The organism is Arthrobacter sp. KKT183, assembly GCF_055657625.1.
The window spans coordinates 3623136-3649741 of record NZ_CM145770.1 but is presented as its reverse complement, the minus strand read 5'-3'; the positions used below and the strand labels follow the sequence as shown (position 1 = coordinate 3649741).

21 protein-coding genes and 2 riboswitches are annotated in these 26606 nt (G+C 62.7%); of the genes, 13 read left to right on the top strand and 8 right to left on the bottom strand.

Translation table 11 applies throughout. The features are described 5' to 3' along the window. Nucleotides 1-18: 18 nt before the first annotated feature. The 4 genes from trxB to ACZ2GY_RS17220 form a co-directional block, all read right to left on the bottom strand. Nucleotides 19-1053 carry a thioredoxin-disulfide reductase gene (gene trxB, locus ACZ2GY_RS17235; RefSeq protein ID WP_277358062.1) on the bottom strand — a complete coding sequence of 345 codons (1035 nt, stop codon included), beginning with the start codon at nucleotides 1051-1053 and terminating at the stop codon, nucleotides 19-21. Nucleotides 1054-1170: 117 nt separating this feature from the next. Beyond that, the gene (locus ACZ2GY_RS17230) at nucleotides 1171-2676 is read right to left on the bottom strand and encodes an ABC transporter substrate-binding protein (RefSeq protein WP_471672614.1); all 1506 of its coding nucleotides are present in this window, start codon (nucleotides 2674-2676) and stop codon (nucleotides 1171-1173) included. Between the two features lie 82 nt (nucleotides 2677-2758). Continuing rightward, complete coding sequence (gene murJ, locus ACZ2GY_RS17225) at nucleotides 2759-4486, bottom strand: murein biosynthesis integral membrane protein MurJ (RefSeq protein ID WP_277358504.1); 1728 nt, start codon at nucleotides 4484-4486, stop codon at nucleotides 2759-2761. A 91-nt stretch (nucleotides 4487-4577) separates the two neighbouring features. Further along, nucleotides 4578-5108, bottom strand: coding sequence for an NUDIX hydrolase (locus ACZ2GY_RS17220; RefSeq protein WP_082565888.1), 531 nt, complete (start codon nucleotides 5106-5108; stop codon nucleotides 4578-4580). Between the two features lie 172 nt (nucleotides 5109-5280). Here ACZ2GY_RS17220 and ACZ2GY_RS17215 point away from each other — a divergent pair, with 172 nt between their 5' ends. Beyond that, a complete protein-coding gene (locus ACZ2GY_RS17215; protein ID WP_277358506.1) occupies nucleotides 5281-6723 on the top strand; it encodes a CCA tRNA nucleotidyltransferase in 1443 nt (480 codons plus the stop codon). Beyond that, nucleotides 6720-7367, top strand: coding sequence for a histidine phosphatase family protein (locus ACZ2GY_RS17210; protein ID WP_056545578.1), 648 nt, complete (start codon nucleotides 6720-6722; stop codon nucleotides 7365-7367). Before ACZ2GY_RS17215 ends, ACZ2GY_RS17210 begins: the two co-directional genes overlap by 4 nt. Here ACZ2GY_RS17210 and ACZ2GY_RS17205 read toward each other — a convergent pair. Continuing rightward, nucleotides 7364-8524 carry a DUF418 domain-containing protein gene (locus tag ACZ2GY_RS17205; protein WP_471672613.1) on the bottom strand — a complete coding sequence of 387 codons (1161 nt, stop codon included), beginning with the start codon at nucleotides 8522-8524 and terminating at the stop codon, nucleotides 7364-7366. The two genes, ACZ2GY_RS17210 and ACZ2GY_RS17205, sit on opposite strands and share 4 nt — an antisense overlap. A 470-nt stretch (nucleotides 8525-8994) precedes the next feature. Here ACZ2GY_RS17205 and ACZ2GY_RS17200 point away from each other — a divergent pair, with 470 nt between their 5' ends. From ACZ2GY_RS17200 to ACZ2GY_RS17175, 6 genes are all read left to right on the top strand, one after another. Then, entirely contained in the window at nucleotides 8995-9306 is a 312-nt protein-coding gene (locus tag ACZ2GY_RS17200) for a hypothetical protein (RefSeq protein WP_277358508.1), read from the top strand. A 248-nt stretch (nucleotides 9307-9554) separates the two neighbouring features. Beyond that, nucleotides 9555-10802, top strand: a complete 1248-nt coding sequence (mshA, locus tag ACZ2GY_RS17195) for a D-inositol-3-phosphate glycosyltransferase (protein WP_471672612.1) — start codon at nucleotides 9555-9557, stop codon at nucleotides 10800-10802. A 50-nt stretch (nucleotides 10803-10852) separates the two neighbouring features. After that, on the top strand, nucleotides 10853-11620 hold the full coding sequence (locus ACZ2GY_RS17190; protein WP_471672611.1) for a phosphatase: 768 nt from the start codon (nucleotides 10853-10855) through the stop codon (nucleotides 11618-11620). A 107-nt stretch (nucleotides 11621-11727) separates the two neighbouring features. Next, nucleotides 11728-13419 carry a formate--tetrahydrofolate ligase gene (locus ACZ2GY_RS17185; RefSeq protein WP_471672610.1) on the top strand — a complete coding sequence of 564 codons (1692 nt, stop codon included), beginning with the start codon at nucleotides 11728-11730 and terminating at the stop codon, nucleotides 13417-13419. 34 nt (nucleotides 13420-13453) lie between these two features. Beyond that, nucleotides 13454-14497, top strand: a complete 1044-nt coding sequence (tdh, locus tag ACZ2GY_RS17180; RefSeq protein WP_277358512.1) for an L-threonine 3-dehydrogenase — start codon at nucleotides 13454-13456, stop codon at nucleotides 14495-14497. Nucleotides 14498-14510: 13 nt separating this feature from the next. Further along, nucleotides 14511-15704 (top strand): glycine C-acetyltransferase, encoded by a 1194-nt coding sequence (locus ACZ2GY_RS17175; RefSeq protein ID WP_471672609.1) that lies wholly within the window; start codon nucleotides 14511-14513, stop codon nucleotides 15702-15704. A 119-nt stretch (nucleotides 15705-15823) separates the two neighbouring features. On the opposite strand, the gene ACZ2GY_RS17170 is transcribed toward ACZ2GY_RS17175, so the two are convergent. After that, nucleotides 15824-16318, bottom strand: a complete 495-nt coding sequence (locus ACZ2GY_RS17170; protein ID WP_277358514.1) for a DUF2306 domain-containing protein — start codon at nucleotides 16316-16318, stop codon at nucleotides 15824-15826. 77 nt (nucleotides 16319-16395) lie between these two features. Here ACZ2GY_RS17170 and ACZ2GY_RS17165 point away from each other — a divergent pair, with 77 nt between their 5' ends. Then, the gene (locus tag ACZ2GY_RS17165) at nucleotides 16396-17016 is read left to right on the top strand and encodes a MerR family transcriptional regulator (protein WP_277358515.1); all 621 of its coding nucleotides are present in this window, start codon (nucleotides 16396-16398) and stop codon (nucleotides 17014-17016) included. Between the two features lie 20 nt (nucleotides 17017-17036). On the opposite strand, the gene ACZ2GY_RS17160 is transcribed toward ACZ2GY_RS17165, so the two are convergent. Both ACZ2GY_RS17160 and ACZ2GY_RS17155 read right to left on the bottom strand, forming a co-directional pair. Continuing rightward, nucleotides 17037-18014 carry a YeiH family protein gene (locus ACZ2GY_RS17160; protein ID WP_277358516.1) on the bottom strand — a complete coding sequence of 326 codons (978 nt, stop codon included), beginning with the start codon at nucleotides 18012-18014 and terminating at the stop codon, nucleotides 17037-17039. Nucleotides 18015-18121: 107 nt separating this feature from the next. Further along, nucleotides 18122-19207, bottom strand: a complete 1086-nt coding sequence (locus tag ACZ2GY_RS17155) for an inositol-3-phosphate synthase (protein ID WP_056545557.1) — start codon at nucleotides 19205-19207, stop codon at nucleotides 18122-18124. Between the two features lie 213 nt (nucleotides 19208-19420). Between ACZ2GY_RS17155 and ACZ2GY_RS17150 the strand changes: the two genes are divergently transcribed. The 4 genes from ACZ2GY_RS17150 to gcvP all read left to right on the top strand — a co-directional run bounded on the left by ACZ2GY_RS17150 (nucleotide 19421) and on the right by gcvP (nucleotide 26606). Continuing rightward, nucleotides 19421-20890, top strand: coding sequence for a hypothetical protein (locus ACZ2GY_RS17150; RefSeq protein ID WP_471672608.1), 1470 nt, complete (start codon nucleotides 19421-19423; stop codon nucleotides 20888-20890). Continuing rightward, a complete protein-coding gene (locus ACZ2GY_RS17145; RefSeq protein ID WP_471672607.1) occupies nucleotides 20887-21984 on the top strand; it encodes a lipid II:glycine glycyltransferase FemX in 1098 nt (365 codons plus the stop codon). Before ACZ2GY_RS17150 ends, ACZ2GY_RS17145 begins: the two co-directional genes overlap by 4 nt. Before the next feature lie 2 nt (nucleotides 21985-21986). Beyond that, complete coding sequence (locus ACZ2GY_RS17140; protein WP_277358519.1) at nucleotides 21987-23432, top strand: phytoene desaturase family protein; 1446 nt, start codon at nucleotides 21987-21989, stop codon at nucleotides 23430-23432. Nucleotides 23433-23516: 84 nt separating this feature from the next. Beyond that, nucleotides 23517-23618: riboswitch (glycine riboswitch) on the top strand. Between the two features lies 1 nt (nucleotide 23619). Then, nucleotides 23620-23723: riboswitch (glycine riboswitch) on the top strand. A gap of 54 nt (nucleotides 23724-23777) precedes the next feature. Beyond that, nucleotides 23778-26606 carry an aminomethyl-transferring glycine dehydrogenase gene (gcvP, locus tag ACZ2GY_RS17135; protein WP_471672606.1) on the top strand — a complete coding sequence of 943 codons (2829 nt, stop codon included), beginning with the start codon at nucleotides 23778-23780 and terminating at the stop codon, nucleotides 26604-26606.

The following is a 26606-nucleotide window of genomic DNA, read 5'->3' as shown; positions in this document are numbered from 1 at the left end:
TCTACTCCTTTTCGAGGGTTATACGGAAGCGGTCTCGGAGACTTCTTCTGCTACCGGTGTCGGTACTTCAGCGGCTGTCTGCACAGTGTCTCCCAGATCAGCGAGGTAGTGCTCGACATCGATGGCAGCAACACAGCCGGAACCGGACGCCGTGATGGCCTGACGGTACGTCGGGTCAATGACGTCCCCGGCTGCAAACACACCGGGCAAGGAGGTCTTGGATGTCCGCCCGAGAACGGCAATGGTTCCTTCACCTGTCAGCTTGAGCTGATCTTTGACCAGGTCGATCCGAGGGTCGTTGCCGATCGCCACAAACACTCCAGTGACAGCTAGTTCCCGGGAGGAATCGTCGACGGTGCTCGCGAGCGTCAGACCGGTCACCTTGTCGGTGCCATGGATAGCTGCCACTTCCGCGTTCCACTCGAAGCGGATCTTCTCGTGAGCCAGTGCGCGGTCCTGCATGATTCGTGACGCGCGGAGGGAATCACGCCTGTGGACCACCGTAACCGAGCGGGCGAACTTGGTCAGGAAGAGTGCCTCCTCCATAGCTGAGTCACCTCCGCCGATAACGGCAATGTCCTGGTCCTTGAAGAAGAACCCGTCACAGGTGGCGCACCAGCTGACTCCGTGACCGGAAAGTCGCTTCTCATCTTCGAGGCCGAGTTCGCGGTAAGCGGATCCGGTGGAGATGATGACCGCACGAGCCCTGAACGTCTCACCGGTGCCGATGGTAACGGCTTTGACGTCTCCAGAGAGGTCTACCGACGTCACATCTTCAAAAAGGATCTCAGTTCCAAAGCGCGCTGCCTGCTTCTCGAAGTTCTCCATGAGGTCAGGGCCCATGACACCGTCGGGGAATCCCGGGTAATTCTCGACGTCAGTCGTATTCATCAATTCGCCGCCAGCGGTCACCGAGCTGGCGATCAGCAGCGGTGAAAGATTGGCCCTTGCTGTGTAGACCGCGGCGGTGTATCCAGCGGGACCGGACCCTACGATGATGACGTCGCGGATATCGCTTGGCGAATTGCTGCCGTTGTCTGTCTCAGTGCTCACGGGTTTGATGAACCTTTCTATCGGTGAGAGCGATCGAACCTTCAGTCCAGTCGCGATCATTTGCAATAACGACAGGTCAACTGCCGTTATTCCGTGTCCCGGGCAGAGGGGTAGTCGCTAGGAGATGTTGATCTCGGCGATACGCATTCCCCATGGGTACTGTGCCTGAACGTTGGAAAGCCTGGGGAGCTGAGTGAAATTTACGATCACATACTGCGCTGTGGCAGGAGCACCATCGACCTGCGGCACATTGAACGTCACCGACGGTCCGGTGAAGCCCGACTGCGCCACCTGGGTAGCGCCCTCAAGTGTCGGCTCATCATTCAGCAATACACTGAAGCTGCCGCCTGAGCTGTTCAGTTGTTCAATCTGAATTTCCGAGATGCTGGATGGCTCTTCCAGTTCCACCACGAGCGCAAGGTTCTGAGCGAGCCCGCCGAAGGTTTCGTTTGCGTAGACGAGGCTGCCCCAGAAGCTTGCAGGGTTATCGTCGATGATTGCCCCGAGGTCACCGTCGGTCTGGGAGTTGAGCTCGGGATTATCCGGCACCAGGCGAGTGACGCTTGTGGCGACCGGGGGTACCAGCTCCGGTGTCGGTGTTGCAGAGCCTGAGGCGGACGGAGAGGGAGCCGCGCTGTCCGTGGGTTCGACGGCACTCTCCGTCGTTGCGCTCTCGTTGGCGACAGGCGGGTCGAAGATGGGCCGCAATTGGGTGACAGCGAGGACGACCGCACCGACAATTACAAGAGCGAGGACAATACCCACGAGCAAGCGCGTGAAGCGGGGATTGTTCTCGCGATCTTCATCCTCGTCGTAATCCTCGTACGGGCCGTCGTCGTCATACTGGCTACCGGCAGCGGTAGCTCCGCCCGCAGCAGCGGCGGGGAAACGCGACGCCGGCCGCTGGGATGATGATCGGTCTTCCGGGCGGTCGTAATCGTCTTCGGACCAGGCCGTGACTTTCGCCCGCTCGTTCCGCTCGTCAGCCGGGATAGCCCGGGGAGGGGCGCTCGGTGGCGGTGGAACACTCGCATTGCCTCCGACGGGGCGGGATGCCGAGATGTCCTGCGGTGCAGTGCCTGGATCTGCCTGTCCGGACGCGGCGGCAGCACCCGCAGCAGCTCCGCCGGCGGCGCCGGCCGCAGACCCGCGGCCGAAACGGGGCATCCGCGCCTTCGGGAGGCGTGCCGGCCGCCGTTCCGGCTCGTGGTGATAGTCGTCGTCGTCCTCGTGGGTTTCCGGCTCCGTGGAACGGGCAACACCGAAGATTTCCGAACCGAGGGTGTCTGTGAAGAACGGTTCGATATAGGGGGCATCCTGCTGGATCACAAGGTCCAGGAGGTCAGCCGCCGGTGCGCGGTTGGTGACAAGGTAGGTGCCGGCGTCGGTGATTCCGAGATCAAGAACCTGGATATTACCGGACCGCTCACCCGTGGCGACTTCGCGGGCGCTCGTGGCAACCTGACCGGCGTTGGAAGGCGATGCCACCAGGATGCTGACCGGCCGATTGAGCACCTGGTCCACGCCATCGAGCACCAGGTCCTTCTCAGCAGAGGCGAGGACGTAAGCGGTGACCTTGTACCGGCCGCCCAGTACTGAGCCGACGTCTACTGCTTCTGGCACGTGTTCCTCCCGGATGTGGATACTTTGTACCAATGCTACCGGCCACTTCCGGGCAGATAGTGCGCACGCGCGGGGCCACCGCTTACCGGCGTGCGAAGCGGGATAGGAGCGGAGCGAGGAAGTCGCTCAGTTCGGTGATCCGCAGGACTTTCAGCATGCCGATGTAGACCCCTGCCATCAGCGGTCCGGCAACCAGCAAAACGACGACGGCGCTTCCCACCGACTGCCAGACGAACCCGTCCGGCTGGTAGGCACCGAAAAACCACAACAGCCCGGCGCCGAAAGCCGCGGCGATGAGGCCCGCAACGGTCAGCCGGACGTGCACGTCGTAAATATGCCCAGCTCCGTATCCGCCGATTTTCCGGACCAGAAACACATGACTGACGACGACGGCCACAATATTACCGAGGGTGAAGCTGAGAGCCAGCATGGGAACGATGAGAGCCGGCTCGAACAGGCTGGCGGTGAGGGCCAGTGCAACCCCGGTGACCGAGAGGATGAGCTGGATTTTCAGCGGGGTGATGGCGTCTTCCGCCGCGTAGAAAACCCGGTTGAGGAAGAAATTGGCGCTGAGGAAGGGCGCGCCGACCGCCAGCAGCGTGATGATCAGTGCGTTGAGTGCGCCGCCGGCACGGATACCACCGGAGAAGACCATGCCAAGCGGCGCGGCCAGGGCCAGTAGCGCTGCTGCACCGAAAACGGTGGCCACGCCGATGGTCCGCATGCCCAGGGACAGTGTTTCTTTGGTGGTTTCCACATCACCCTGCGAGTGCGCGGCCGCTAGACGATTGAACATGACGGTTGCCAGCGATAGCGCAATCACGGAGTGCGGCAGAACATAGACCAGCGACCCGATGTCCAGGTTGGTCAGACCGGCAATGTAGACGTCGTCGGGCAGGTCGGTTCGAGCTTCTGTGGCGATCGTGGCCACCCACTGGTTGATCATGTAGAGACCGTTGCCGATCAGCATGGTCACGATCGTGATGGAAGCCAGCCGTCCTGTCTTGCCGAGCCCGACGCCGCGCCACCCGAACCTGGGACGAAGGCCGAGGTGCAATCGGCGCAGCGGGACGATGAGGACCACCGCCTGGATGACGATGCCGAGGGTGGTGCCGCCGGCCAGCAGCAACGTATGGGTGGGAGTCCACGTATCGGGGGTATGGCCAGTGGTCCGTTCGGCGCCCAGCATCACGATGAAGGCAATGAGGAAACCGATCGAGACGATGTTATTGACCACTGGAGCCCACATGTACGGGCCGAAGGAGCCGTTGGCGTTAAGCACCTGGCCAATGATCGAGTAAAGCCCGTAGAAGAAGATCTGTGGCAGGCACCAATAGGCAAAGACCGTAGTGAGGGCCAGCGCGTCACCGGACACATTGGTGAGCAGGTCCGCCAGGAACGGCGCAGCGAGCGTAATCAGCACCGTAAGAATGAACAGGACGATGACCGAGAGCGTCATCAGGCGGCTCACGAAGTCCGAACCGCGGTCCTCCTGCTGGCTCGCTCGGATGATTTGCGGCACGAGCACTGCGTTGAACACACCGCCGGCAACCATCAGGAAGATGTAGGTCGGCAGGTTGTTGGCAGCAGGAAACAGGTCGGACACCGCGCCGGCCGTGCCGATCGCCGTGGCGAGAAGAGCGACACGGACGAGGCCGAGGATACGCGAAACGAGGGTACCCGCGGCCATGATTGCGCTGGAGCGTGCTGTTGTATCAGTGGGCGGAACGTTGCCCGCGGGAGTGGGACGGCGACTGGGCACCACGCCCGCATCCTGGACCGGTATTGAGGCGGTGTTGGTATCAGACATCGTGACTTATCGTCTCACCATTGGCGGCCGATCCCGGTAACCGCGGTCCACGCAGCAAGCCCGTAATCGCCACGGTATGACGGGCACCGGCTCAGAGGTACTGCGGCAGGACCTCTCGGGCGAGGTCGGCGATACGCCGCTCGTTAGGGAAGGAGAGCTTGCGGCCGAGGTCTGCGAGCGGAACCCATGCGACGTCGACGGCCTCGTGATCGGGATCATTCTCGATGGTCAGATGCCCGCCCGTAGAGATAAGGAGAAAGTGGTGGACCGTCTTGTGGACGCGGTGACCGCTGACAGTGAACCAGTAGTCAATACTGCCGAGCGCTGCGAGGACGCGGCCGCAGATGCCGGTTTCCTCCTCGATCTCCCTTACTGCTGCCTGTTCGTTGTTTTCCTGGTTCTCCGGATGTCCCTTGGGCAAACACCACTCAAGCCGTCCACCGCGGTTCAGCCTCGCGATGATTGCTACGTTGAGCAGGTCCGTAGAGGTGTCGACGACGATTCCGCCGGCCGACACTTCCTCCACCGTGGGGAGGGACTGATGAATTAAAGGCGCGCCTGTTCGGCCCATTGACGCTGTCAATGGGGTGCGCTTTGGTGCGCTCGGAACGGGACGGTCCATGATCCCACTCTAACTACCTTTGCTGGGGGATGATGACCGCGCGGGCGGCTCCCCGCCAGCATGCAGGACGGTCGGCGTGTTGCCGTGCCGATGGTTCCACCGGCGACCCTTTAGCGCGTGCCCCCGTTCCCGTAATGGTGTTTGGGCTGATCTCTGGCACGCTTAAAGGACTATGGTGCACCTGTTGGAAGATTCCCCGTTGACCGCCCCCCTTCCGGCGGTGGTTACTGAGCTAGGACGGCTGTTCGCTGATGCCGGCCACGAGCTTTCACTGGTGGGCGGGCCGGTCCGCGACCTTTTCCTCGGTAGGTCCTCGCCGGACCTCGATTTCACCACGGACGCTGATCCGGATCAGATAATCGCGGTCATCCGGCGGTGGTCCGACGCCTTTTGGGAGATTGGCCGGGAGTTCGGAACGATCGGGCTGCGCAAGGCGTCCTTCACCATCGAAGTCACGACCTACCGCGCCGAGGCGTATGAGCCGTCCTCCCGCAAGCCCGTGGTTGCCTTCGGCACGAATCTGGAGGATGACCTCCTCCGCCGGGACTTTACGATCAACGCCATGGCCTTGCGTCTGCCCTCACTGGAACTCGTGGACCCGTACGGTGGAGTAAAGGACCTGCACGCGGGCCTGCTGCGCACTCCGGGGGCGCCGTCGTCGTCATTCTCCGATGATCCGCTCCGAATGATGCGCGCGGCGCGGTTCGCTTCCCAGCTGGGAGTGGAGGTTGCGCCGGAGGTGCGGGATGCGATGACCGCGATGGCCGAGCGCATCACCATCATTTCCGCAGAGCGCGTCCGGGATGAGCTGATCAAGCTCATCAACGGTGCCCACCCCCGGCGGGGCGTCGACCTCATGGTTTCCACCGGGTTGGCCGACCACGTGCTGCCTGAGGTGCCTGCGCTGCGCCTTGAGATGGATGAGCACCACCGGCACAAGGACGTCTACCAGCACTCACTGACCGTGCTGGAGCAGGCGTGCGCACTGGAAACCGATGACGACGGCGCGGTGCCGGCTCCGGACTTTGCCCTGCGGTTCGCTGCCCTGATGCACGACGTCGGGAAGCCGGCCACCCGGCGCTTCGAACCAACCGGCGCGGTGAGTTTCCGCCACCACGATGTTGTCGGAGCAAAGCTGACAGCCAAGCGGATGAAGACGCTCCGTTTCGACAATGACACGATCAAGGCGGTGGCGCGCCTCGTGGAGCTGCACATGCGCTTCTACGGCTACGGCGAGGCGGGCTGGACGGATTCCGCCGTGCGCCGTTACGTGAGCGACGCCGGGCTGCAGCTTGAACGGCTGCACCGGCTGACGCGGTCGGACGTGACAACGCGCAACCGCCGGAAGGCAGAGCGCCTCGCTTTTGCTTACGACGACCTCGAGAACCGCATCGCTGCGCTCGCCGAGCAGGAAGAGCTCGCATCGATACGGCCGGATCTGGACGGAGAAGACATCATGAAGCTGCTGGGCATTCGGCCGGGGCCGGTTGTGGGGCGGGCCTATCGCTTTCTTTTGGAGGAACGCATGGAACATGGTCCGCATACCCGTGAGGCTGCCGAGTCCAAGTTGCGCGTCTGGTGGGCCGGCCAGCCCGAAGCAGGAGATGAATCATGAGCCAGTCCGGAGCAGCTGCCGCTGATCTGACCGCGGCGGGCACACCGCTGCCTAACCTTTGGCTATTGCGCCACGGTGAGACGGAGTGGTCCCGCGACGGCAACTACACCGGCCTCACTGACCTTGCGCTGACTTCGGCCGGCGAGCAGCAGGCACGGGACGCTGCGAGCCGGTTGGCCGGCGTCGAGTTTGACCTGGTCTTCACGTCTCCGCTTCAGCGTGCGCGACGCACGGCTGAGCTGGCCGGTTTTGGTGGCGCCGAGGTGCTCCCGTATGCCCATGAGTGGGACTACGGCGACAATGAAGGCCGTAACAGCGCGCTTGTCCGCAAGGAGAATCCGGATTACCTCATCTGGAAGGACGGCGTCCCAAACGGAGAAACCATTGCCCAGGTGGCAGCACGCGCTGACCGGATCATCTCGAGGGTTCAGGCCGGTTGCGGCACACCGGCGGACCAGGATCCGCAGGCGCAACCGGTGCGTAACGCCCTCCTGGTTGCTCACGGCCACTTCCTCCGGGTGCTTACGGCGCGCTGGCTGGAGTTCGAACCCGTGGAGGGGCGGCGCTTCATCCTTGGTACGGCCGCGGTGTGTGCGCTCGGCTGGGACAAGCGCACTCCCGCCATCCTGCGCTGGAACGTCTAACTTCCCGGTGCCCGCGTACTCCGTCGGCCATACGTGATGCTCCGCAGTAGCCACTCTGCCGGGCCAATTCGTATGCGTGCGAGGAGAAGGCGGCTGAGGATAAGTTGGGCTGCAAAGATGACGACGGCGATTCCCGCCACCGCGCTGGCCGGCAGTCCGTCGGAGAGCCGCAGCCCGTAGGCGGTGAAAACGAGCGCCATGATCACCGACTGCAGGAGGTAGTTGGTGAGCGCCATGCGTCCCGCGGGTGCAAGCAGTCCGCAGAGGCGTGCTCCGGCCGCCGTGCGGAAGAGCAGCAGGAGGAGACTCACGTAGCCGGCTGTCTGCAGAGGCGCGGTGAGCGTTGAGATGCCGAAGGCCAGCACACTGAACCGGTCGCCGCTCCTATAGGTGGTCAGGTAGGCCTGGAAAACACCGGCGGCGAGGCCGACGGGAAGGCAGGTTGCCGCCGTCGTCGTCAGGATGCGGGTGGAGAGCGGCCGTTCCAAAAGGCGGGCCCGGGCGGCCGCGAGCCCGAGGTAGAACATTCCGAGCGAGAGCGGACCCTGAACGAAGACCACACCGGCAACGTTCTCCAGGAAGTTGTCCGCGTTGGCTGCGAAGACCGAGCTTGGGCTCTGGGTGAGCGCGCCTGAATTGACTGCAATAGCGGCGGAAGGAGCACCCGCTCCGGCGCCGGCAATGAAAAGGCCCACAGCCAGGATGAGCGAACCGATCCCTCCAATCAGCGCACTGCCCGTGATGACGGCCGTGGACGTGCGCAGTGAGTGCGTCGCGAGCAGAATCAGGCCCATCAGCGCATACGTCAGGAGGATGTCCCCAAAAAACAGGACGAGACCGTGCAGCAAGCCGAGGACAAACAACGCAGCAAGGCGGCGCTGGATGCGTTGTACCGGGGATGCGGTTGCCGCAATGGCCGCCCGCCACTGCAGATCAAAGCTGTAGCCGAACAGGAAGGAGAAGAGTAGGTAGAACTTCGCTTCGAAGAGAGCTGCAACCGTGAACCGCACTGCGAGGTCGGCTGCCGACCGGTGATTCGGGCTGATTTCGCCGGCAAGGGTGAACGCGTCGGCGAAGTACCAGATATTGACCATGAGGATGCCGCCGAGCGCAAAGCTGCGCAGCGCATCGACCTCGCGGAGCCGTGCAGATCCCATCCGCCTACCTCTCCTCGAATCCTTGGTCAGCCTAACGCTGCCTGGCGGGCTAATGCGCTGCTGCTGTCCCGGCTACTCCCCGTCCGGCAAAATATTCGGAATTTCTTGCAAAAGAGCTAGGCGAAGGCGCTTCGTTTGAGGTAGCTTTGAGAAGTGCCATTGGGAGAACTCAATCTTCCTTTGTTTTTGCACTGTTCAGGTAAGCGCAAGTTAGAAGTGGAGGTGGGATTCGGTGATTAATCTTCTCGGCGGCATGATGGCCGCGCGAACCCGCCCAGCCTCCGCCATCGCTGCGCATTAACTTCCTGCTGAAAACGGCACTTCTCTCCTAATTTCTTCTGCGGAGAAGTTTTCCTTTTTCCTTTGTGTGCGTGAGGCGGAACCCGCCTCGCTTTTTCGTGCCTTTCTCACGAATTCCGGGCTCATCGCAGCCCTCTTCTCTTCCCGCACCACAATCTCGGGAGATATCCATGCCTGTTTCAGCCCCTGTTTCCACCGAACGCACCACGGCCCAGGTCGATGCACAGCAGCGTTCACACGGGGAATTCATCATGTCCGGCAGTCTCACCCGCCTCGACCCGGTTCGTGAACCCGACACGCAACCCGTCGATTTATCAGCGGTGATGCCTGACTTCACGCAGCGAGAGGAGGTGTACTTCATGATTAAGAAACTTCGGGAAAGTGTTTCCTTCTGGAAGCGAATACAGGAATCGTCGGTCGATAACGCCTGGGAAAACGCCCAGTCTTTTGCCCTGCCGCAGCATCACCTGTTCATCAAGTAACAGGTGCGTCCATGCGGCGTGTAGCCGCGCCCTGTCGATCCGCGAAGGAGAAACTGATGCAAGTCATCGGTGCCACCACCAGAGAAGCCCGCGCTTCCCAGCGCGGGCTTCCGCCTTTAACGGACCACTCCGGCTCCACGAGGCGCTCCCGCGGAATGTCGTGACTGTTGTCCGCGTTATATGGTCACTAGTGGCCAGAGGTCAAGTGCTGGCAGAAGAATACAACCTGGACGGCGAAGGGAGGGCTCGTGACCCCCGTGAAGCGCGTGGCGATGCTGTCGCTTCACACGTCGCCCTTCGATCAGCCCGGCGGCGGCGACGCCGGCGGTATGAATGTCTATGTACGCTCAGTGGCGCTGGAGCTCGCCAAGGTCGGTATCGACGTCGAAATTTTCACTCGCGCAGCAGCGGACGGGCAACCTCACATTGAGGAGCTGGGCCCGGGTGTCCTGGTCCGCCACCTTATTGCCGGACCCACGCGCCGGGTTCCGAAAGAAGTACTTCCCCAACTCTCCGATGACCTGGCCGACGCCATCGCCGACGCCACCGATCTGCTGGCAGACGGACACTTCGATGTCATCCACTCCCACTACTGGGTCTCCGGCATTGTGGGCTTGACCGTCGCGAAATCCCTCAACCTGCCGTTGGTCCACTCGATGCACACCATGGCGAGGGTGAAGAACCTCCGGCTGCATGCCGGAGGAGTAAGGGAACCTGAATCGCGGATTTCCGGCGAGCAGACCATCGTCAGCGACGCCGATCGCCTCATCGCCAACACAAGTACCGAGGCCGCGGAATTGGAATCCCTTTACGGGGCGGCCGCCGAGAAGGTCGACATTGTCGCCCCCGGTGTGGATCTCGACATCTTCAATGCGCTTGACCGGCCCGCCTCGCGTTCCGGGCTTTCGTTCTCTGCCGAGACGTTCCACGTGGTCTTCGCCGGGCGGATCCAGAAGCTGAAGGGTCCCCACCTGCTGGTTGAGGCTGCCGCTGACTTGCTGGCGCGGCGCCCCGACATCCCACTCCAGGTCAGCATCATCGGCTCCGGCAGCGGACCTGAAGCCCTGGAGCTGCGGCCCCTGATCAATCGGCTTGGACTACAGGACGTGGTCCGGCTCTATCCGCCCGTTTTGCCGGAGCAGCTTGCGCACTGGTTCCGCGCGGCCGACGTCGTTGCGATGCCTTCCTACAGCGAATCTTTCGGTCTGGTGGCGCTTGAAGCGCAGGCCTGCGGCACACCGGTTCTGGCAGCGAATGTCGGCGGACTGCCGCAGGCGATCAGTGCCGGGCGAACCGGCGTTCTGGTTGACGGGCATGGTGCCGCACTATGGTCAGCGGCGCTGGAGGTCCTGCACGACGACGGCGCAATGCGCCGCACGCTCGGCACCAATGCTGCGGTGCACGCGTTGGCCTTCGGTTGGCAGCGGACCGCACTGTTCACGGCGCAGAGCTACCGGACGGCCGTCGAACAATACGAGGGTGCGCCCGCACTGTAGGCCCCAGCACATCAGCCAGTTCCCCAGGACAGTGTGCCTAGGATGGACGGGTGAATGCAGCCGCCGAACTCGCCAGCTATCTCGACTCAGTAGGTATTACCGGGAAGGTTGCCACACCGCGGCAGGACAACCTGCGGCACATGCAGCTGTTCCTCGATGGAAACGAGCACCTCGAGTTTGGTGTGCGGCTTACCCGCACCTGGAGCCTTGATGAGGTGTTTGACGTGATGCACGAGCGCGTCGGCACCAGCGCCGACCGGGATCATCTCGAGGGTCAGGACACCATCGACGCGCACAAGTGCGTCGCAGCACTCGACCGGTTCGCGGACCGGTTTGGCGTGGCCGTCCGCTCGGGCAGCCGGATTCTGTTCGCGACCGGCCACCCCGCAGGGTTGCTGCCCGTTCACGCTGCGCTCGCCGCTGCAGCTGAACGGGGCGGCGCAACCGTCGTCAAGGTCCCCGAGGGCCAGCCCTTCCGTGACGGTGACATCCGGCAGTTGTTCGGTGTCCTGGCCTGGCATCAGTACGGCGGCCTCGTCCACACCCACTATCCGGAGCCGATGCGGCTCAGCCTTGAGCTTCTCGCATCCCAGGGCGCACCCGCGCCCGAGCTGGTCGTGGCCGATCATGGTTGGGCAGGGCATGCCGCATCAGTTGGCATTCCGACTCTCGGCTTCGCCGACTGCAATGACCCCGGCTTGTTTGTCTCCGAGGCTGAGGGGCAGTTGGAGGTCGCGGTGCCGCTGGATGACAATCTGTGCCCCGGTCTGTATGAGCCGATGACCAGCTACGTTCTGGAGCGCGCAGGACTCGGCTAAAGCCCCTCTTCGGCGGCGCGCTCGCGCGTGGGCGCGCTGGTAGATTGGATGCAGCTCACACCCGAGCCGCCCATAGTCCAGCCAGCACCCCGGAGGGATTTCAGACGATGACGTCTATCCACGCCCCTGTGTCCGATCTCGACATTGCACGAGCGGCCCGTATCCGTCCCATCGAGGACATCGCAGCAGCGGCGGGTATTCCTGCTGAAGCGCTGGAACTGCACGGGCGGTACAAGGCAAAGATCGACGTCGCGCAGTTGCCTCGCGTCCCCGGGAAGGCGCCGGGGAAAGTGGTTCTGGTCAGCGCCATGAGTCCAACTCCCGCGGGTGAAGGAAAGTCCACCTTGACGGTAGGGCTTGCGGATTCGCTGGCGCGGGCCGGCCAGAGCGTGATGGTTGCGCTGCGCGAGCCCTCGCTTGGCCCGGTCATGGGCATGAAGGGCGGAGCCACCGGCGGCGGGTATTCGCAGGTGCTGCCGATGGAGGACATCAACCTTCACTTCACCGGTGATTTCCACGCGATCACCAGTGCAAACAACACGCTCATGGCCCTGGTGGATAACTCCATCTACCAGGGCAACCCGCTCAACATCGATCCGCGAAGGATCACCTTCAAGCGCGTGCTCGACGTCAATGACCGCAGCTTGCGGGACGTGGTGATCGGACTGGGCGGGCCCACGCAGGGAGTTCCGCGCCAGGACGGTTTCGACATCACGGTGGCGTCCGAAGTCATGGCCGCTTTCTGCCTCGCCACTGATCTCGCCGATCTCCGGAACCGGCTGGCGCGCATGACCATCGGATATACCTATGACAGGAAGCCGGTAACCGTTGCGGATCTCGGCGTCGAGGGAGCGCTGACACTGCTGCTGAGGGACGCCGTGAAACCGAATCTCGTGCAGACGATTGCCGGCACGCCGGCGCTGGTGCACGGCGGACCGTTCGCCAATATCGCACACGGCTGCAACTCGGTCATCGCCACCCAGACAGCGCAGCGCCTTTCCGACATCGTGGTAACCGAGGCCGGGTTCGGCGCAGATCTGGGTGCCGAGAAGTTCATGGACATCAAGGCGCGGGCCGCGGATGTGGCGCCTGACGCCGTCGTAGTGGTTGCGACCATCCGTGCCTTGAAGATGCACGGTGGTGTGGCGAAGGACAATCTGCGGGAGCCGGATGTCGACGCGGTGAAGCGCGGAGTCGTGAACCTTCGGCGCCACGTAGCGAACGTGCGGAAGTTCGGCATCACACCCGTGGTGGCCGTCAACAAGTTTGTTACTGATACGGATGAGGAACTCGAGTGGCTGTTGTCGTGGTGTGCTGCCGAGGGTATCAGCGCGGCCGTGGCGGATATCTGGGGTGAGGGCGGCGGCGGCCCGGGCGGTGACGATCTCGCCGGGAAAGTCCTGGCCGCGCTTGAAGCACCTCGCTCCTTCCGGCACCTGTATCCACTGGAACTCCCTGTGGAGGAGAAGATCCGCACGATTGCGCAGGAGATTTATGGGGCATGCGACGTCGAATTCTCCGCTGCTGCCCTGCGCCGGCTCAAGGAGATCCAGGCAAACGGGTGGGATCAGCTTCCGGTGTGCATGGCCAAGACGCAGTACTCGTTTTCCGACGACGCCACCCGGCTCGGCGCTCCCGAGGGTTTCACCCTCCATGTACGGGACCTGATCCCGAAGACCGGAGCGGGCTTCATTGTCGCCCTCACCGGAGCGGTGATGACCATGCCCGGTCTGCCGAAGGAGCCAGGTGCCCTGCGCATGAACGTGGATGACGACGGCGGCGCGGTGGGACTGTTCTGAGTATTGTCCAGCGATACAAACGAAAGGACTGTGGGTGAAGGCGCTTTATAAATCGGGTGCTCGGGCTGGTTTTGAGTTCGTGGATCGGCCGGAGCCGGTGCCTGGCGTGGGTGAGGTGAAGATCCGGGTGTTGACCACGGGTATTTGCGGGACGGATCTGCATATTGAGTCGTGGGATTCGTGGGCGGCCGGGATTATCGAGGCGCCGCTGATTCCCGGGCACGAGTTCTACGGTGAGGTTGTGGAACTCGGTGAGGGTGTGTGTGAGGTCCGGGTGGGGGACCGGGTGTCCGGTGAGGGACATATTGTGTGTGGTATTTGCCGTAATTGCCGTGCTGGGCGCCGGCAGATGTGTATCCGGACGGTCAGTGTGGGCGTGCAGCGTGATGGTGCGTTTGCTGAGTTCGTGGTGATTCCGGAGACCAATGTGTGGGTTCACCACGATGCTGTGACACCGGAGTTGGGTGCGGTGTTCGATCCGTTCGGTAACGCGGTTCATACGGCGTTGAGTTTCCCGTTGGTGGGTGAGGATGTGTTGATCACGGGGGCTGGTCCGATTGGTTTGATGGCGATCGCTGTTGCCCGTCATGCCGGTGCACGCAACATTGCAATCACGGACGTGTCGGAGCCGCGGTTGGATCTTGCCCGGTCCATCGGCGTGGATTTGGCGGTGGATGTGAGCCGGATGCGGATCATCGAGGCGCAGCGTGAGCTGCATATGGTGGAGGGTTTTGATATTGGTCTGGAGATGTCCGGGCACCCCACGGCGTTGCCGGAGATGATCGAGAACATGAACCACGGCGGGCGGATCGCAATGCTGGGCTTGCCGTCCCAGGACATCACGATCGACTGGGGGAAGGTGGTCACGCACATGCTCACGTTGAAGGGTGTGTATGGGCGGGAGATGTTCGAGACGTGGTACGCGATGAGTGCGATGCTGCAGTCCAATGACCGGTTGCGTGATGCGGTGGCGAGTGTGGTCACTGACGTTTTGCCGGCGTCTGACTGGCAGGAAGGTTTCAGCATTGCCCGTGATGGGCGCAGCGGCAAAGTAGTGCTTGACTGGTCGGCGATCTAGAGGGAGTTTGCGAATGTTTGTTTCAGTGCGGGATCAGCTGCAGTCGGAGCTGCAGGAAATCCGGGATGCGGGTTTGTATAAGCATGAGCGGACCATTTCTTCGCCGCAGTCCAATAGGATCCGCGCGGCGTTGGGCAGCGCGGAGGGGGCGCAGGTGTTGAACTTCTGCGCCAACAACTACCTTGGTTTGGCGGATCATCCGGCGATTATCGAGGCTGCGAAGGGTGCGTTGGATGATCGCGGGTTCGGGATGGCGTCGGTGCGTTTCATCTGCGGGACGCAGGATCTGCATCTTGAGCTCGAGAAGCGCGTGTCGGCGTTTTTGGGGACTGAGGACACCATCTTGTTCTCGTCGTGTTTCGATGCCAACGGCGGGGTGTTCGAATCCCTGTTGAACGCTGAGGATGCTGTCATCTCGGATGCGTTGAACCACGCCTCGATCATTGACGGGATCCGGCTCAGTAAGGCGCCGCGGTACCGGTACGCGAACCGGGATATGGCGGATCTTGAGGCGAAGCTGCAGGAGGCTTCTGGTGCGCGCCGTCGGTTGGTGGTGACTGATGGGGTTTTCTCGATGGATGGGTATCTTGCTCCGTTGCAGGAGATCTGTGACTTGGCGGAGCGGTATGACGCCATGGTGATGGTCGATGATTCGCATGCTGTGGGTTTCATGGGGCCAACGGGGGCGGGAACACCGGAGCATGCTGGCGTGTCTGACCGGGTGGATCTGTATACCGGGACGTTCGGTAAGGCGTTGGGTGGTGCCTCGGGTGGGTACGTGTCCGGGCGGGCGGAGATCGTCGAGTTGTTGCGGCAGCGGGCGCGGCCGTATCTTTTCTCCAACTCGCTGGCCCCCTCGATTGTCGCGGCAACCCTGACGGCCCTGGACCTGGTCCAGAACAGTGCGGAGCTTCGTGCACGGTTGGGTGAGAACGCGGCCCTGTTCCGGTCTCGGATGAGCGAGGAAGGATTTGAGCTGCTCGCCGGCGAGCATGCCATCATCCCGGTTATGTTCGGTGATGCGGCGCTGGCGGCGAGAGTGGCGGACAGCATGCTCGAACACGGGGTCTACGTGATCGCGTTCAGCTACCCGGTTGTCCCCAAGGGAGCCGCGCGCATCCGTGTGCAACTCTCCGCAGCCCACAGCGCCGAAGACGTGGAAGCGTGCGTCACCGCCTTCGTTGCAGCACGGGACGCCACGGCGTAGTTCCTGCGTGCCGCGCTCAAGTAGGCGAGGGTGATTGCTTCCTGCTGAAGAGTACGTAGGCGGATGCCGCGCGGAGGCGATCCTGCCGCCCCAACCGCCCCCGGTCACGCCCAACGGTACTAAACCGGCGCCTTGCCGGTGTGGACCACCTTGACAGGTGCCGCTACCGTTCTCGGCCGGACCGCCAGGTAAAGCCCGCCCACTGTGAGCAGCACCAGCGCAGCAACAACGACGGCGGTGCCCGGGTCATCAGCCAACAGCAGCGGTATTGCCCGCCCCGGTGCCGTGGCTGCGAACACAAAAGCGATTGCAATGCCGATGTAGCTACCGATCATGTTGGCCCGGTGAGCAACGATGTTGCGGCGGATCGCCGAGACGAGGCCGAGCGTCACCGTGATAATGGTGAAGGCGGAGAGACCGTGAAGCCAGCTGAAATGTCCGTCGGTCACAATCCCGAAACTGCTCACGCAGACGAAGTACATGGCGCTCACCCAGGTATAGCCAATGATCCTGTGGGTGCGGTCGCGTCGCCGTCGGAAAATATTGAGTGGCCCGAGCACCAGGACGTACAGCGCGGCGACCACGTGGGCGGCTATGAGCGGGCTCCAGTCCATGGTTATAAGATAGACCCACTATCTTGCGATGTATATCTGGATAGTTGACGTCTTTCCACTATCCAGTGAGGACCCTCGTGCAGCTGAAGGAACTGAGCGCGTCAACGGGCATAAGCGCCGCCAGCATCAAGTTCTATCTTCGCGAAGGACTGCTCCAGCGCGGGGTCGAGATCCATCCCACTCGTGCCGAGTACAGCATCCGGCACGTTGAACGCCTCGAGCTGATCTCGGGTCTCCGGTCAGTCGTCGGGCTTCGTGTCGATCAGATCCGTGGCTTGATCGGACTCATTGAGGATACCGGTGTATCCCGCCTTGAGCTGTTGGGCAAAACCCAGGCGATGGTGATGGGTGCCCCTGCGGAAGCGGTGCAGGACCACCCGCTTATGAACGGGCTGTTGGCAGCCCAGAGCTGGCCGGATGCACCCTCTGAGGCGCGCGCGCTGCTCAACATCATCCTCCGGGAAATGGAGACAATGGGACTTTCGGTGAGCGCCGACGTCGTACTTGGATATGCACGAGCGGCCGATCAGGTGGCACAGCAGGATCTGGGCACAGTCCTCGACACACAGTCCCGGGATCAGGCAGTGCTCGCGGTGGCAGTGGGTGTCCGCGCATACAGCCGACTGCTCCTTGGCCTGGTGGGGATGGCGCAGGCGTCGCACAGCATCCGCCGACTGGGTGGAACACGTTCCGCGTGAGGCCTGCAGGCCACGTTTCTTCAGGACAGTGGCAGGGCCACCGAGCAGACGAGGGATACCGCGAGGATCACCAGGGTTGAAATCAAACCGAGCAGCACCGGGCGCTTGCCCACGCGCAGCAGGCTTTTCAGGTGGACTCCCAGACCCAGGGCGAACATCGCCGCTGACAGCAGCAGCGTCTGCAGGATCTGTGCCAGTTCCAGGACCCCTTGCGGGAGGACATCCGAGGTGCGCAACAGCATCGCTCCGACAAACCCCACAATAAAGAGCGGGACCACGGGAGGAATCTTGCCGCCTGTAGCCGGTTCGGCACGGCGCATGCGCAGGGCTATTCCGGCGGTGATCGGCGCCAGGGTGAGGACACGGGCGAGTTTCACCGTGACGGCAACAGCAAGAGCAGAGCTGCCCACTGATCCGCCCGCGGCAACAACCTGTGCCACTTCATGGGTCGATGCCCCGATCCACACGCCGAGGGTCCTCTCCGGCATTCCCAGCAGCCCGCCCAGGAAGGGGACCGTGGGGATCATCAGGGTCCCAAAGAGCACCACCAGTCCGATGGCGGTGGCGACTTCCGTCTTCTTGGCGCCGGCCGCGGTCTCCGTGGCTGCAACCGCTGCCGCACCGCAGATAGAGAACCCTGAAGCGATGAGAAGTCGCTGGGCAAAGCTGATGCCCAGGAGCTTTCCGATCCACAGTGTGGCAGCGAAGGTCACACCCACTGACAGAAAAACAAGGAGGAGCACACCGGGGCCCAGCCCAAGTACTGCTGAGAGTGAGAGTTGAAGTCCGAGCAGTACGATGCCCGCCCGCAACAGGGTTTTGGATGAAACACCGATCCCCTCGAAGAACAGGGATGGCACCGGCAACAGGTTCCCCCAGGCCGCTCCAAGGAGGATGGCGATCAAGAGCGGGCTGGTTCCCGGAAGTAGACCGCTCAGCAGCCAGGAAATTGCAGCGCCGGCGAGACACACCGCCAGACCGGGAAGGCTATTGCTCATGTCAACAATCTCTCATGCGATGCGATCGCCAGCGGTCGGACAGGCCACTTCCCCACAACAAAACGCCCCCGGTAGGACCGGGGGCGTTTCATCAGAGGGGAACTGCTCTAGCGCTCGACCTCGCCGCGAATGAAAGCTTCAACTTTGTCGCGGGCGATGTCGTCGTTGTACTGCTCCGGCGGCGACTTCATGAAATAGCTTGACGCCGAGAGAATCGGTCCGCCGACGCCGCGGTCTGCGGCAATCTTCGCGGCGCGGATGGCGTCGATGATCACACCGGCAGAGTTCGGGGAATCCCACACCTCGAGCTTGTACTCAAGGGAAACCGGTGCATCGCCGAAGTTGCGGCCCTCGAGACGCACAAACGCCCATTTGCGGTCATCGAGCCAGGCGACGTAATCCGACGGTCCGATGTGGACGTCGTCGGCGTGCAGTTCGGCCTCTACGTTTGAGGTGACAGCCTGGGTCTTGGAAATCTTTTTTGACTCAAGGCGGTCCCGCTCGAGCATGTTCTTGAAGTCCATGTTGCCGCCGACGTTGAGCTGGTACGTGCGGTCCAGCGTGACTCCGCGGTCTTCGAACAGCTTGGCCATCACGCGGTGGGTGATCGTTGCGCCGATCTGGCTCTTGATGTCGTCACCCACAATCGGCACACCCGCTGCAGTGAACTTATCAGCCCACTCCTTGGTGCCTGCGATGAAAACGGGAAGTGCGTTGACAAAAGCGACGCCCGCATCGATTGCGCACTGCGCATAGAACTTCGCTGCTGCTTCGGAGCCGACTGGCAGGTAGCAGACCATTACGTCAACCTGTGATGCCTTGAGCTCAGCGACGACGTCAATCGGCTCCGCATCGGATTCGACGATGGTCTCGCGGTAATACTTGCCCAGACCATCGAGGGTGTGCCCGCGCTGGACCTTCACTCCGGTGGGCGGCACGTCCGCGATCTTGATGGTGTTGTTCTCGCTGGCGCCGATGGCGTCGGCGAGGTCCAGGCCGACCTTCTTGCCATCGACGTCGAACGCGGTGACAAACTGCACGTCATTGACGTGGTACTTGCCGAACTCCACATGCATCAGTCCGGGGATGGTCGCCGTAGCGTCTGCATCCTTGTAGTACTGCACGCCCTGCACCAGGGATGCTGCACAGTTGCCAACACCGACGATTGCTACCCGAATGGGGTTAGTTCCCACTGTTCTCCTCTTTACGCGCACTTATAACCGCCCGGACCGAGGTCTTTGTTTGCCTTTGCCTCCGGCGAAATCCACAGCTTACCCAGTCTACTTGTTATTGCGAACGCCCGTTGTTGCCTGCTCATTCCCTCAAGCCCTCCGGAGTGCGGAATTACAGGTGGGTTTCTACGAAGAGGGCGCCATTGTCCTGCCCGTTGGCTAGGCTTTCGAGACATGGAGCAAGAGCAGGGTCAGCGCCGCCCCGCAAGCATCTCCGTGCCTACGCGCGGGGACCCCTTGCTCAGGCATGCCGCGGAAGTCGCCGGCGGGCCACTTGGGAGGCACGCTGCACCGGGCAGGGTGCGGCCGGCCGTCTTCACCGTCGGGCGGGTCCTGATCCTGATGACCACAGCCGCCGCTGTCCTGGCGGTGCTGATCAAGGCTCCGTGCCGAACCGACGGATGGACACGTCCCGCGCAGTTCTACCGGGGCTGCTACTCAGACTGGACCGAGGCCTTCCAGTTCCAGGGTCTCGGAAGCGGTTTGTCCCCATTCGCGGAGGGGTCCACCTTTGATGGGCCGCTGCTCGTTGGAGTGTTTGCGGGACTGGTCGCGCTACTGGTGCCGACGTCCGCGGACGGCATAGTCCAAACGCAATCCCTGATGCAGTATTTCGACGTGAACGCTGTACTGATCGCTGCCGCGTGGATTGGAACTGTTGTTACCGTGATGCGACTGGCGAGTCGCCGACCCTGGGATGCGGCGCTTGTGGCGGTGGCGCCGATCGCGATCCTGACGGCAACCTCAAGCTGGGTGCTGCTGTCCGTCCTATTGAGTGTCCTGGCTGTGTGGGCGTTTGCCCAGGAGCGCTATGTGATCTCCGGCGTCCTGCTCGGGTTCGGCGCCGGGTTCAGCGTTCACGTGCTCCTGGTCCTCGCTGCCGTCATACTGTTGGCCATCCGGACCGGCCGGTTCAGGGGTGCCCTGCTGAGCGGCGGTTCGCTGATCGCCGTCTGGGTACTCACCGTTCTGCCGTTCGGGCCCGAACGCATTCTGGCACTGCCGTGGGAATACGATCCGGCTCGCCTCGGCATTTCCTCTTCGCTGTGGGCGGGCTATGACCTGCTTGCGCAGCGGCTCGGCCTGCCGGTGCTCTCTCCGGTAGCAACAGCAACCCTGGCTTTTACCATTTTCGCGGTGCTGGTTGCCCTGATATGCCTGCTGGTGCTGCGGGCACCGCGACGCCCACGCCTTCCGCAAGTGATTCTTCTGCTGCTCGGAGCACTCGTCCTGGTCCTGCCCGACTACCCTCCCGCACTCACTCTGTGGTTGCTGCCCTTCGTTGCGCTCTCGTATGTCGATTGGCGAATACTTTGTACCTGGCAGCTTGTTGAACTACTTCACTGGTGGGCGTACTGGATGTACGTAGCCCGTGAAGCGTCGTCAGGCGTGGTGGAGAACAATATCGACTCCCCCTACTATGTCGCCGCGATCTTGGCGCGGCTACTGGCCACCGGTTACCTGTTGTATCGGGTTGCGCAACATATACTTGAACCGACATATGATCCCGCACGGCGCATTGGTATTGACGATCCGGCAGGCGGCCCCTTCGATGGCGCTCCAGACCGGCATGCGCCTGCTCCGGTACTGTTGAGCGAGTCCTCTCCAAACCTCACCATCACCGCACCGAAAGACCCCCAGTGACAGAATCCGTCTTCCGCAGTGAGCGCCTAACGCCAGAGGCATTCGAGCTGTTGGCGTCGGCAAGCCCCGATGTCGTCATTCCGCTCGAACAGACTCCGCAGTGGGCGGACTTCGAGCGCAGTCTGGGCCGGGAACCGTACGGATTGTGGGCCTACTACGACGACGACGACGGCGCACCGGCTGCGATGGTGAGCTTCCTCCGGGTGCGGCGCAGGTTCCGAGAATCGCTGGTCGCGATCAACGGGCCCGTATGGTTCGCGGACCGTACCGCGGAAGCTGAACTCCGTCTTATGCACACGGTTCGGCACCAGTTCACTGATGATCCGGGCACAGACCCCCTCTATGTCCGCATGCAGGTGAAGCACCCGCTGCCTCCTGCAGCCGGACCGATCGAGCACGGCTGGTATGAGCGCGAGATCGTCGTTGACCTGACGCCGGGTGAGGATGCAATTTTCAAGTCTTTCCGGCCGAATGCCCGGAACAGTATCCGTCGTGCGGAACGGTCAGGCGTGGAGGTCCGGACCATCGAGCGGGCACGCTGGGTCGAGGTATTCAGGGCGGACCTGTACCCGATTCTGCAGGAAACAGCGGAGCGCGACGGCTTCTCCAGCTTCGGCCCCGAATACTACGAGTTGCTGCTCTCAACTCTGGGGGATCATCTTCGGCTCATGGTCGCCTACGTGGACAGCAGGGCTGTGAGTTGGTTGATCACTACCGAATACCGCGGCTACTCGGTCTACTACTTTGCGGGCAGCACACACGATGCGCGGAAGACGTTTGCGCCTTATCTGTTGCTGTGGGAAGCGTTCAAACAGCTCAAAGCCGACGGCAATACCGCTTGCGGGCTTACCGGGATTGTGAGTGAGAACTACCCACAACTGGTCAACGTCACCACGTTCAAGCGGAACTTCTCCAAGAACGTTGTGGACCTCCCCACAACTTATGACATCCCGCTGAACCCGGGTAAGTACAAGGTGGTGGCTGGACTGCTCTCATTCCGCAGAACGGCGCCGGCCAAAGGTCGCGCGTTGCTCATGCGAGCAGCCTCGTCCGTGTCCACGCTTCGCGCCCACCGGTCCGGAGGGAAGAGCTAGCCATGGCGGACGTCGCGATTGTCGGTGCCGGCCCCAATGGGCTGGCTGCCGGCGTCGTGATGGCACGTGCAGGCTTGAGCGTGGAGATATTTGAGGCCGAACGAGCTATCGGCGGCGGGTCACGCACCATGGAGCTGCTTGAGCCGGAACACGTGCATGACATTTGTTCGGCTGTGCATCCGATGGCGTTGGCGTCACCCTTCTTCCGGGAGTTCGGTCTCCGGGAACGGATTCCCTTCGTGGTTCCCGAGCTGTCGTACGCCAATCCGCTGGACAATGGCCGTGCTGGACTCGCGTACCGCGATCTTGGGCGTACGGCGCTCGGTCTGGACAAGGACGGACAGGCCTGGCGGCGACTGATGCGCCCGCTCGTGCAGCACATTGATGGGGTGGTCGATACCGGGCTCAACCAGTTCCTGCGGGTCCCGCGGCATCCAGTCGCGGCCGCCCTGCTCGGTTCAAGGACGCTCGAGCAGGGGACTGGCCTGTGGAACCTGCGCTTCTCGACGGAAGAGGCGGCGGCATTGTTTACCGGAGTTGCCGCACATGCCGTTGCTGCCCTGCCCACACTCGCGGCTGCAGGTGCCGGGCTCACCCTCGGAGCGTTGGCGCATGCCGTGGGATGGCCCATTCCGGTTGGCGGATCCCAGGCACTGGTCAACGCTATGGCGGATGACATCCGGGCACATGGCGGCGCCGTCCACACTGCCCGTCGGATTGAATCGGTCGGCGAGTTCGACGGAGCAAAGGCAGTCCTGCTCGATGTCTCACCCGGTGCTGTTGGCGGCCTGGCAGGCGATCGCCTCCCGCAGGGCTACGTCTCAATGCTGGACCGGTTCCGCTTCGGGGACGGCGCCTGCAAGGTTGACTTCATCCTCTCGGGGCCGGTGCCGTGGGCAAACGAGGAAGTACGAGCGGCCGGCACAGTTCATGCGGGCGGAACCCGGGCTGAAGTGGCGGCGTCGGAAGCCGACGTGGCCGCCGGACGCCATCCGGAAAAACCGTACGTGCTGGTTTCGCAGCCTTCCCTGTTCGATTCTTCCCGCGCACCCCACGGACGGCAGGTTCTGTGGACTTACTGCCACGTGCCCAACGGTTCCACGCGGGACATGACGGAGGCCATTGTGCGGCAGATCGAACGTTTCGCGCCCGGCTTCCGCGACGTCGTCGTGCGTTCACACGTCATGACTGCAGCTGACCTTGAGCAGTACAACGCCAATTACGTGGGCGGTGACTTCAGCGGTGGCGCGGTGACCATCCCTCAGCTGCTGGCGCGTCCCTCATTCGGGCCGCACCCCTGGCGGATGCCGGGGAAGGGCCTCTATCTGTGCTCAGCATCGACCCCGCCCGGCCCGGGCGTGCACGGGATGGGCGGTTATCACGCGGCAAAACTTGCACTCAAGGACGTGTTCGGGCTGCCGGTGCCGCAGTTGGGAAGGTCATCGTGAGCGCACTCCTTTGCTGATCGATTTCAGCGAAGAGTAAGCTTGATCACGATCGCATAACTGAAAAGCGCAGTAATAAAACGCCCTTGACCCGCAGCGGGAGAGTCCTGCCGTTGACCTACAGCCGGCAGGCGCCGTAGGAGCAAACCCTCCCCAGGAATCTCTCAGGCCCAGCACCGCAGCGGAAAGGCAACTCTGGAAAGTAGCGCAGCTGAAGATAGGTTGTGCTCACCGACGGTGCAAGGTGAACCCTGTGTTCACGGAATCTCTCAGGTCCAAGACAGAGCGGGGAGGAACCCACCCACCTGTCCGCGCGCCCTGCACGCACACTGATTCACGGAGTTCCTCATGACGCACCAGACGGAATCAACTTTCTCCGACCGCCACATCGGTCCCCGCTCGGACGACGCCGAGCAGATGCTCAAGGTCTTGGGCTACCCCAGCCTGGACAAACTCGTCGATGTTGCGGTGCCGGCGAGCATCCGTATCAACGAGGGCCTGGACATTCCGTCTGCGCTGAGCGAGTCGGAGGTCCTGGCGGAACTGCGCAGCATCGCCGCGAAGAACAAGACCGCCGTGCAGATGATCGGTCAGGGCTACTACGACACGGTCACCCCTCCTGTCATCCGCCGCAATGTGCTTGAGGCTCCCGCCTGGTACACCGCCTACACGCCCTACCAGCCGGAAATCTCCCAGGGCCGTCTTGAAGCCCTGCTGAACTTCCAGACGATGGTCCAGGACCTCACTGCGCTGCCCATCGCCAACGCCTCCCTGCTCGATGAAGCATCGGCCGTTGCCGAGGCCGTCCTCCTGATGCGTCGCTCCGGCAAGAACAAGGGACGAACCATCCTGGACGCGGAATGCCTCCCCCAGACCATCGCCGTCGTGCAGGGCCGCGCTGAGGCGCTGGGCTTTGATATCGAGATCGCTGACCTCTCAAAGGGATTGCCGGACGGCGACATCAACGGCGTCGTCCTCCAGCAGCCCGGGACATCCGGCACGCTCCGCAACCACACGGACATGGTCGCGAAAGCGCACGACGGCGGCGCCCTGGTGACGGTCGCAGCGGACCTGCTAGCGCTGACCCTGATCACCCCTCCGGGGGAGCAGGGCGCGGATATCGCCGTCGGCTCCGCCCAGCGTTTCGGTGTGCCGCTGTTCTTCGGCGGACCGCACGCTGCGTACATGGCCGTTCGAAAGGGCCTGGAGCGCATGCTCCCCGGCCGCCTTGTTGGGGTGTCGAAGGATTCCGACGGCGCACCCGCCTACCGGCTTGCACTGCAAACACGTGAGCAGCACATCCGCCGCGAGAAGGCTACGTCGAACATCTGTACCGCTCAGGCGCTCCTCGCGATCGTTGCCAGCATGTACGCCGTTTACCACGGTCCCGACGGGCTGAAGGCGATCGCGGAACGTGTCCATGGAAAGGCGGCGCGGCTCGCTGCAGCCGTTCCAGGGACGGTCCACGAGTCCTTCTTCGACACCCTTCTCGTGAAGGTCGAGGGCCAGTCCGAGAGCATTGTCCGCAAGGCCGAGGAGCGCGGCATCAACCTGCGGTTGGTCGATGCCGATCACGTCGGCATCTCCTGTGACGAGACCACCACGGACGCTCACCTTGAAACCATCGCCGAGATCTTCGGGGTAAATCTGTCAGCCGACGCGGAGACTGCAATCCCTGCTGACCTGCAACGGACGTCGTCCTATATGACCCATCCCGTGTTCTCCCTCCACCGCTCAGAGACCCAGATGCTGCGCTACCTGCGCGGTCTCTCGGACCGCGACCTGGCACTGGACCGCACCATGATTCCGTTGGGATCCTGCACCATGAAGCTCAACGCCACGGTTGAGATGGAACCGATCTCCTGGCCCGAGTTCGCAACCATCCATCCGTTCGCCCCCGAGCACCAGACCGAGGGCTGGCGCCAGCTGATTGATGACCTGGAGGGCCGTCTCGCTGAAATCACCGGCTACGCCAGGGTGTCGATTCAGCCGAACGCCGGCTCCCAGGGCGAACTCGCCGGTCTGCTGGCCATCCGCAAGTACCATCTTTCACGCGGTGATGAGGCTCGCACAGTGTGCCTCATCCCATCGTCAGCACACGGCACCAACGCCGCCTCTGCTGTGCTCGCCGGCATGAAGGTGGTTGTGGTCAAGACAGCCGGAAACGGCAACATCGATCACGATGATCTCCAGGCAGAGATCGAGGCGAACAAGGATTCCCTGTCCGCGATCATGATCACCTACCCGTCCACGCATGGCGTTTTCGAGGAGGACGTCCGCTGGGTCTGCGACCAGGTGCATGGCGCGGGCGGTCAGGTCTACATCGACGGCGCAAACCTTAACGCGCTGGTCGGGCTAGCAAAGCCGGGTGAGTTCGGTGGTGATGTTTCCCACCTGAACCTGCACAAGACGTTCTGCATCCCGCACGGCGGCGGAGGTCCCGGTGTCGGGCCGGTAGCAGTGGCGGAGCACCTTGCCCCCTTCCTGCCTGGAGATGCGAATAGCGCAGCTGGTGTAGACAACAGCAACACAGCCGGCGTCCCTATCTCCGCCTCCCGCTTCGGTTCAGCAGGCGTACTGCCGATTTCCTGGGCCTATGTGGCGCTGATGGGAAGCGAGGGCCTGACGGCAGCCACGAAGTCCGCGCTCCTTGCAGCGAACTACGTCGCCGCCCGCCTCAATGAATACTTCCCGGTGCTCTACTCGGGTGAGAACGGACTCGTGGCGCACGAGTGCATTCTGGACCTTCGCGCACTTACCGCGAAGACCGGTGTGACAGCCGAAGACGTGGCCAAGCGCCTCATCGATTACGGCTTCCACGCCCCGACGCTGAGCTTCCCGGTAGCGGGCACGTTGATGGTGGAGCCCACGGAGTCCGAGGACCTGCGCGAACTGGACCGTTTCGTCGAGGCGATGATCGCCATCCGACACGAGATCGACCGCGTCGGAACAGGCGAATGGCAGCTGGAGGAGAGTCCGCTTCGCCAGGCACCGCATACCGCACAGACGCTCATCAGTGACGAGTGGTCGCAGGCCTACTCCCGGGAACTGGCTGCATTCCCGCTGCGGACGCTGCGCCACGACAAGTACTTCCCGCCGGTCCGCCGTATCGACGGCGCCCACGGTGACAGGAACCTCGTGTGCTCGTGCCCGCCGATCGAAGACTTCGAGGACTAA

Coding starts and splice junctions, on each gene's coding strand:
- murJ (WP_277358504.1), bottom strand. CDS start 4,486: ATGTCTGATACCAACACCGCCTCAATACCGGTCCAGGATGCGGGCGTG.
- ACZ2GY_RS17220 (WP_082565888.1), bottom strand. CDS start 5,108: ATGGACCGTCCCGTTCCGAGCGCACCAAAGCGCACCCCATTGACAGCG.
- ACZ2GY_RS17215 (WP_277358506.1), top strand. CDS start 5,281: ATGGTGCACCTGTTGGAAGATTCCCCGTTGACCGCCCCCCTTCCGGCG.
- ACZ2GY_RS17210 (WP_056545578.1), top strand. CDS start 6,720: ATGAGCCAGTCCGGAGCAGCTGCCGCTGATCTGACCGCGGCGGGCACA.
- ACZ2GY_RS17205 (WP_471672613.1), bottom strand. CDS start 8,524: ATGGGATCTGCACGGCTCCGCGAGGTCGATGCGCTGCGCAGCTTTGCG.
- ACZ2GY_RS17200 (WP_277358508.1), top strand. CDS start 8,995: ATGCCTGTTTCAGCCCCTGTTTCCACCGAACGCACCACGGCCCAGGTC.
- ACZ2GY_RS17185 (WP_471672610.1), top strand. CDS start 11,728: ATGACGTCTATCCACGCCCCTGTGTCCGATCTCGACATTGCACGAGCG.
- ACZ2GY_RS17175 (WP_471672609.1), top strand. CDS start 14,511: ATGTTTGTTTCAGTGCGGGATCAGCTGCAGTCGGAGCTGCAGGAAATC.
- ACZ2GY_RS17170 (WP_277358514.1), bottom strand. CDS start 16,318: ATGGACTGGAGCCCGCTCATAGCCGCCCACGTGGTCGCCGCGCTGTAC.
- ACZ2GY_RS17160 (WP_277358516.1), bottom strand. CDS start 18,014: ATGAGCAATAGCCTTCCCGGTCTGGCGGTGTGTCTCGCCGGCGCTGCA.
- ACZ2GY_RS17150 (WP_471672608.1), top strand. CDS start 19,421: ATGGAGCAAGAGCAGGGTCAGCGCCGCCCCGCAAGCATCTCCGTGCCT.
- ACZ2GY_RS17140 (WP_277358519.1), top strand. CDS start 21,987: ATGGCGGACGTCGCGATTGTCGGTGCCGGCCCCAATGGGCTGGCTGCC.
- gcvP (WP_471672606.1), top strand. CDS start 23,778: ATGACGCACCAGACGGAATCAACTTTCTCCGACCGCCACATCGGTCCC.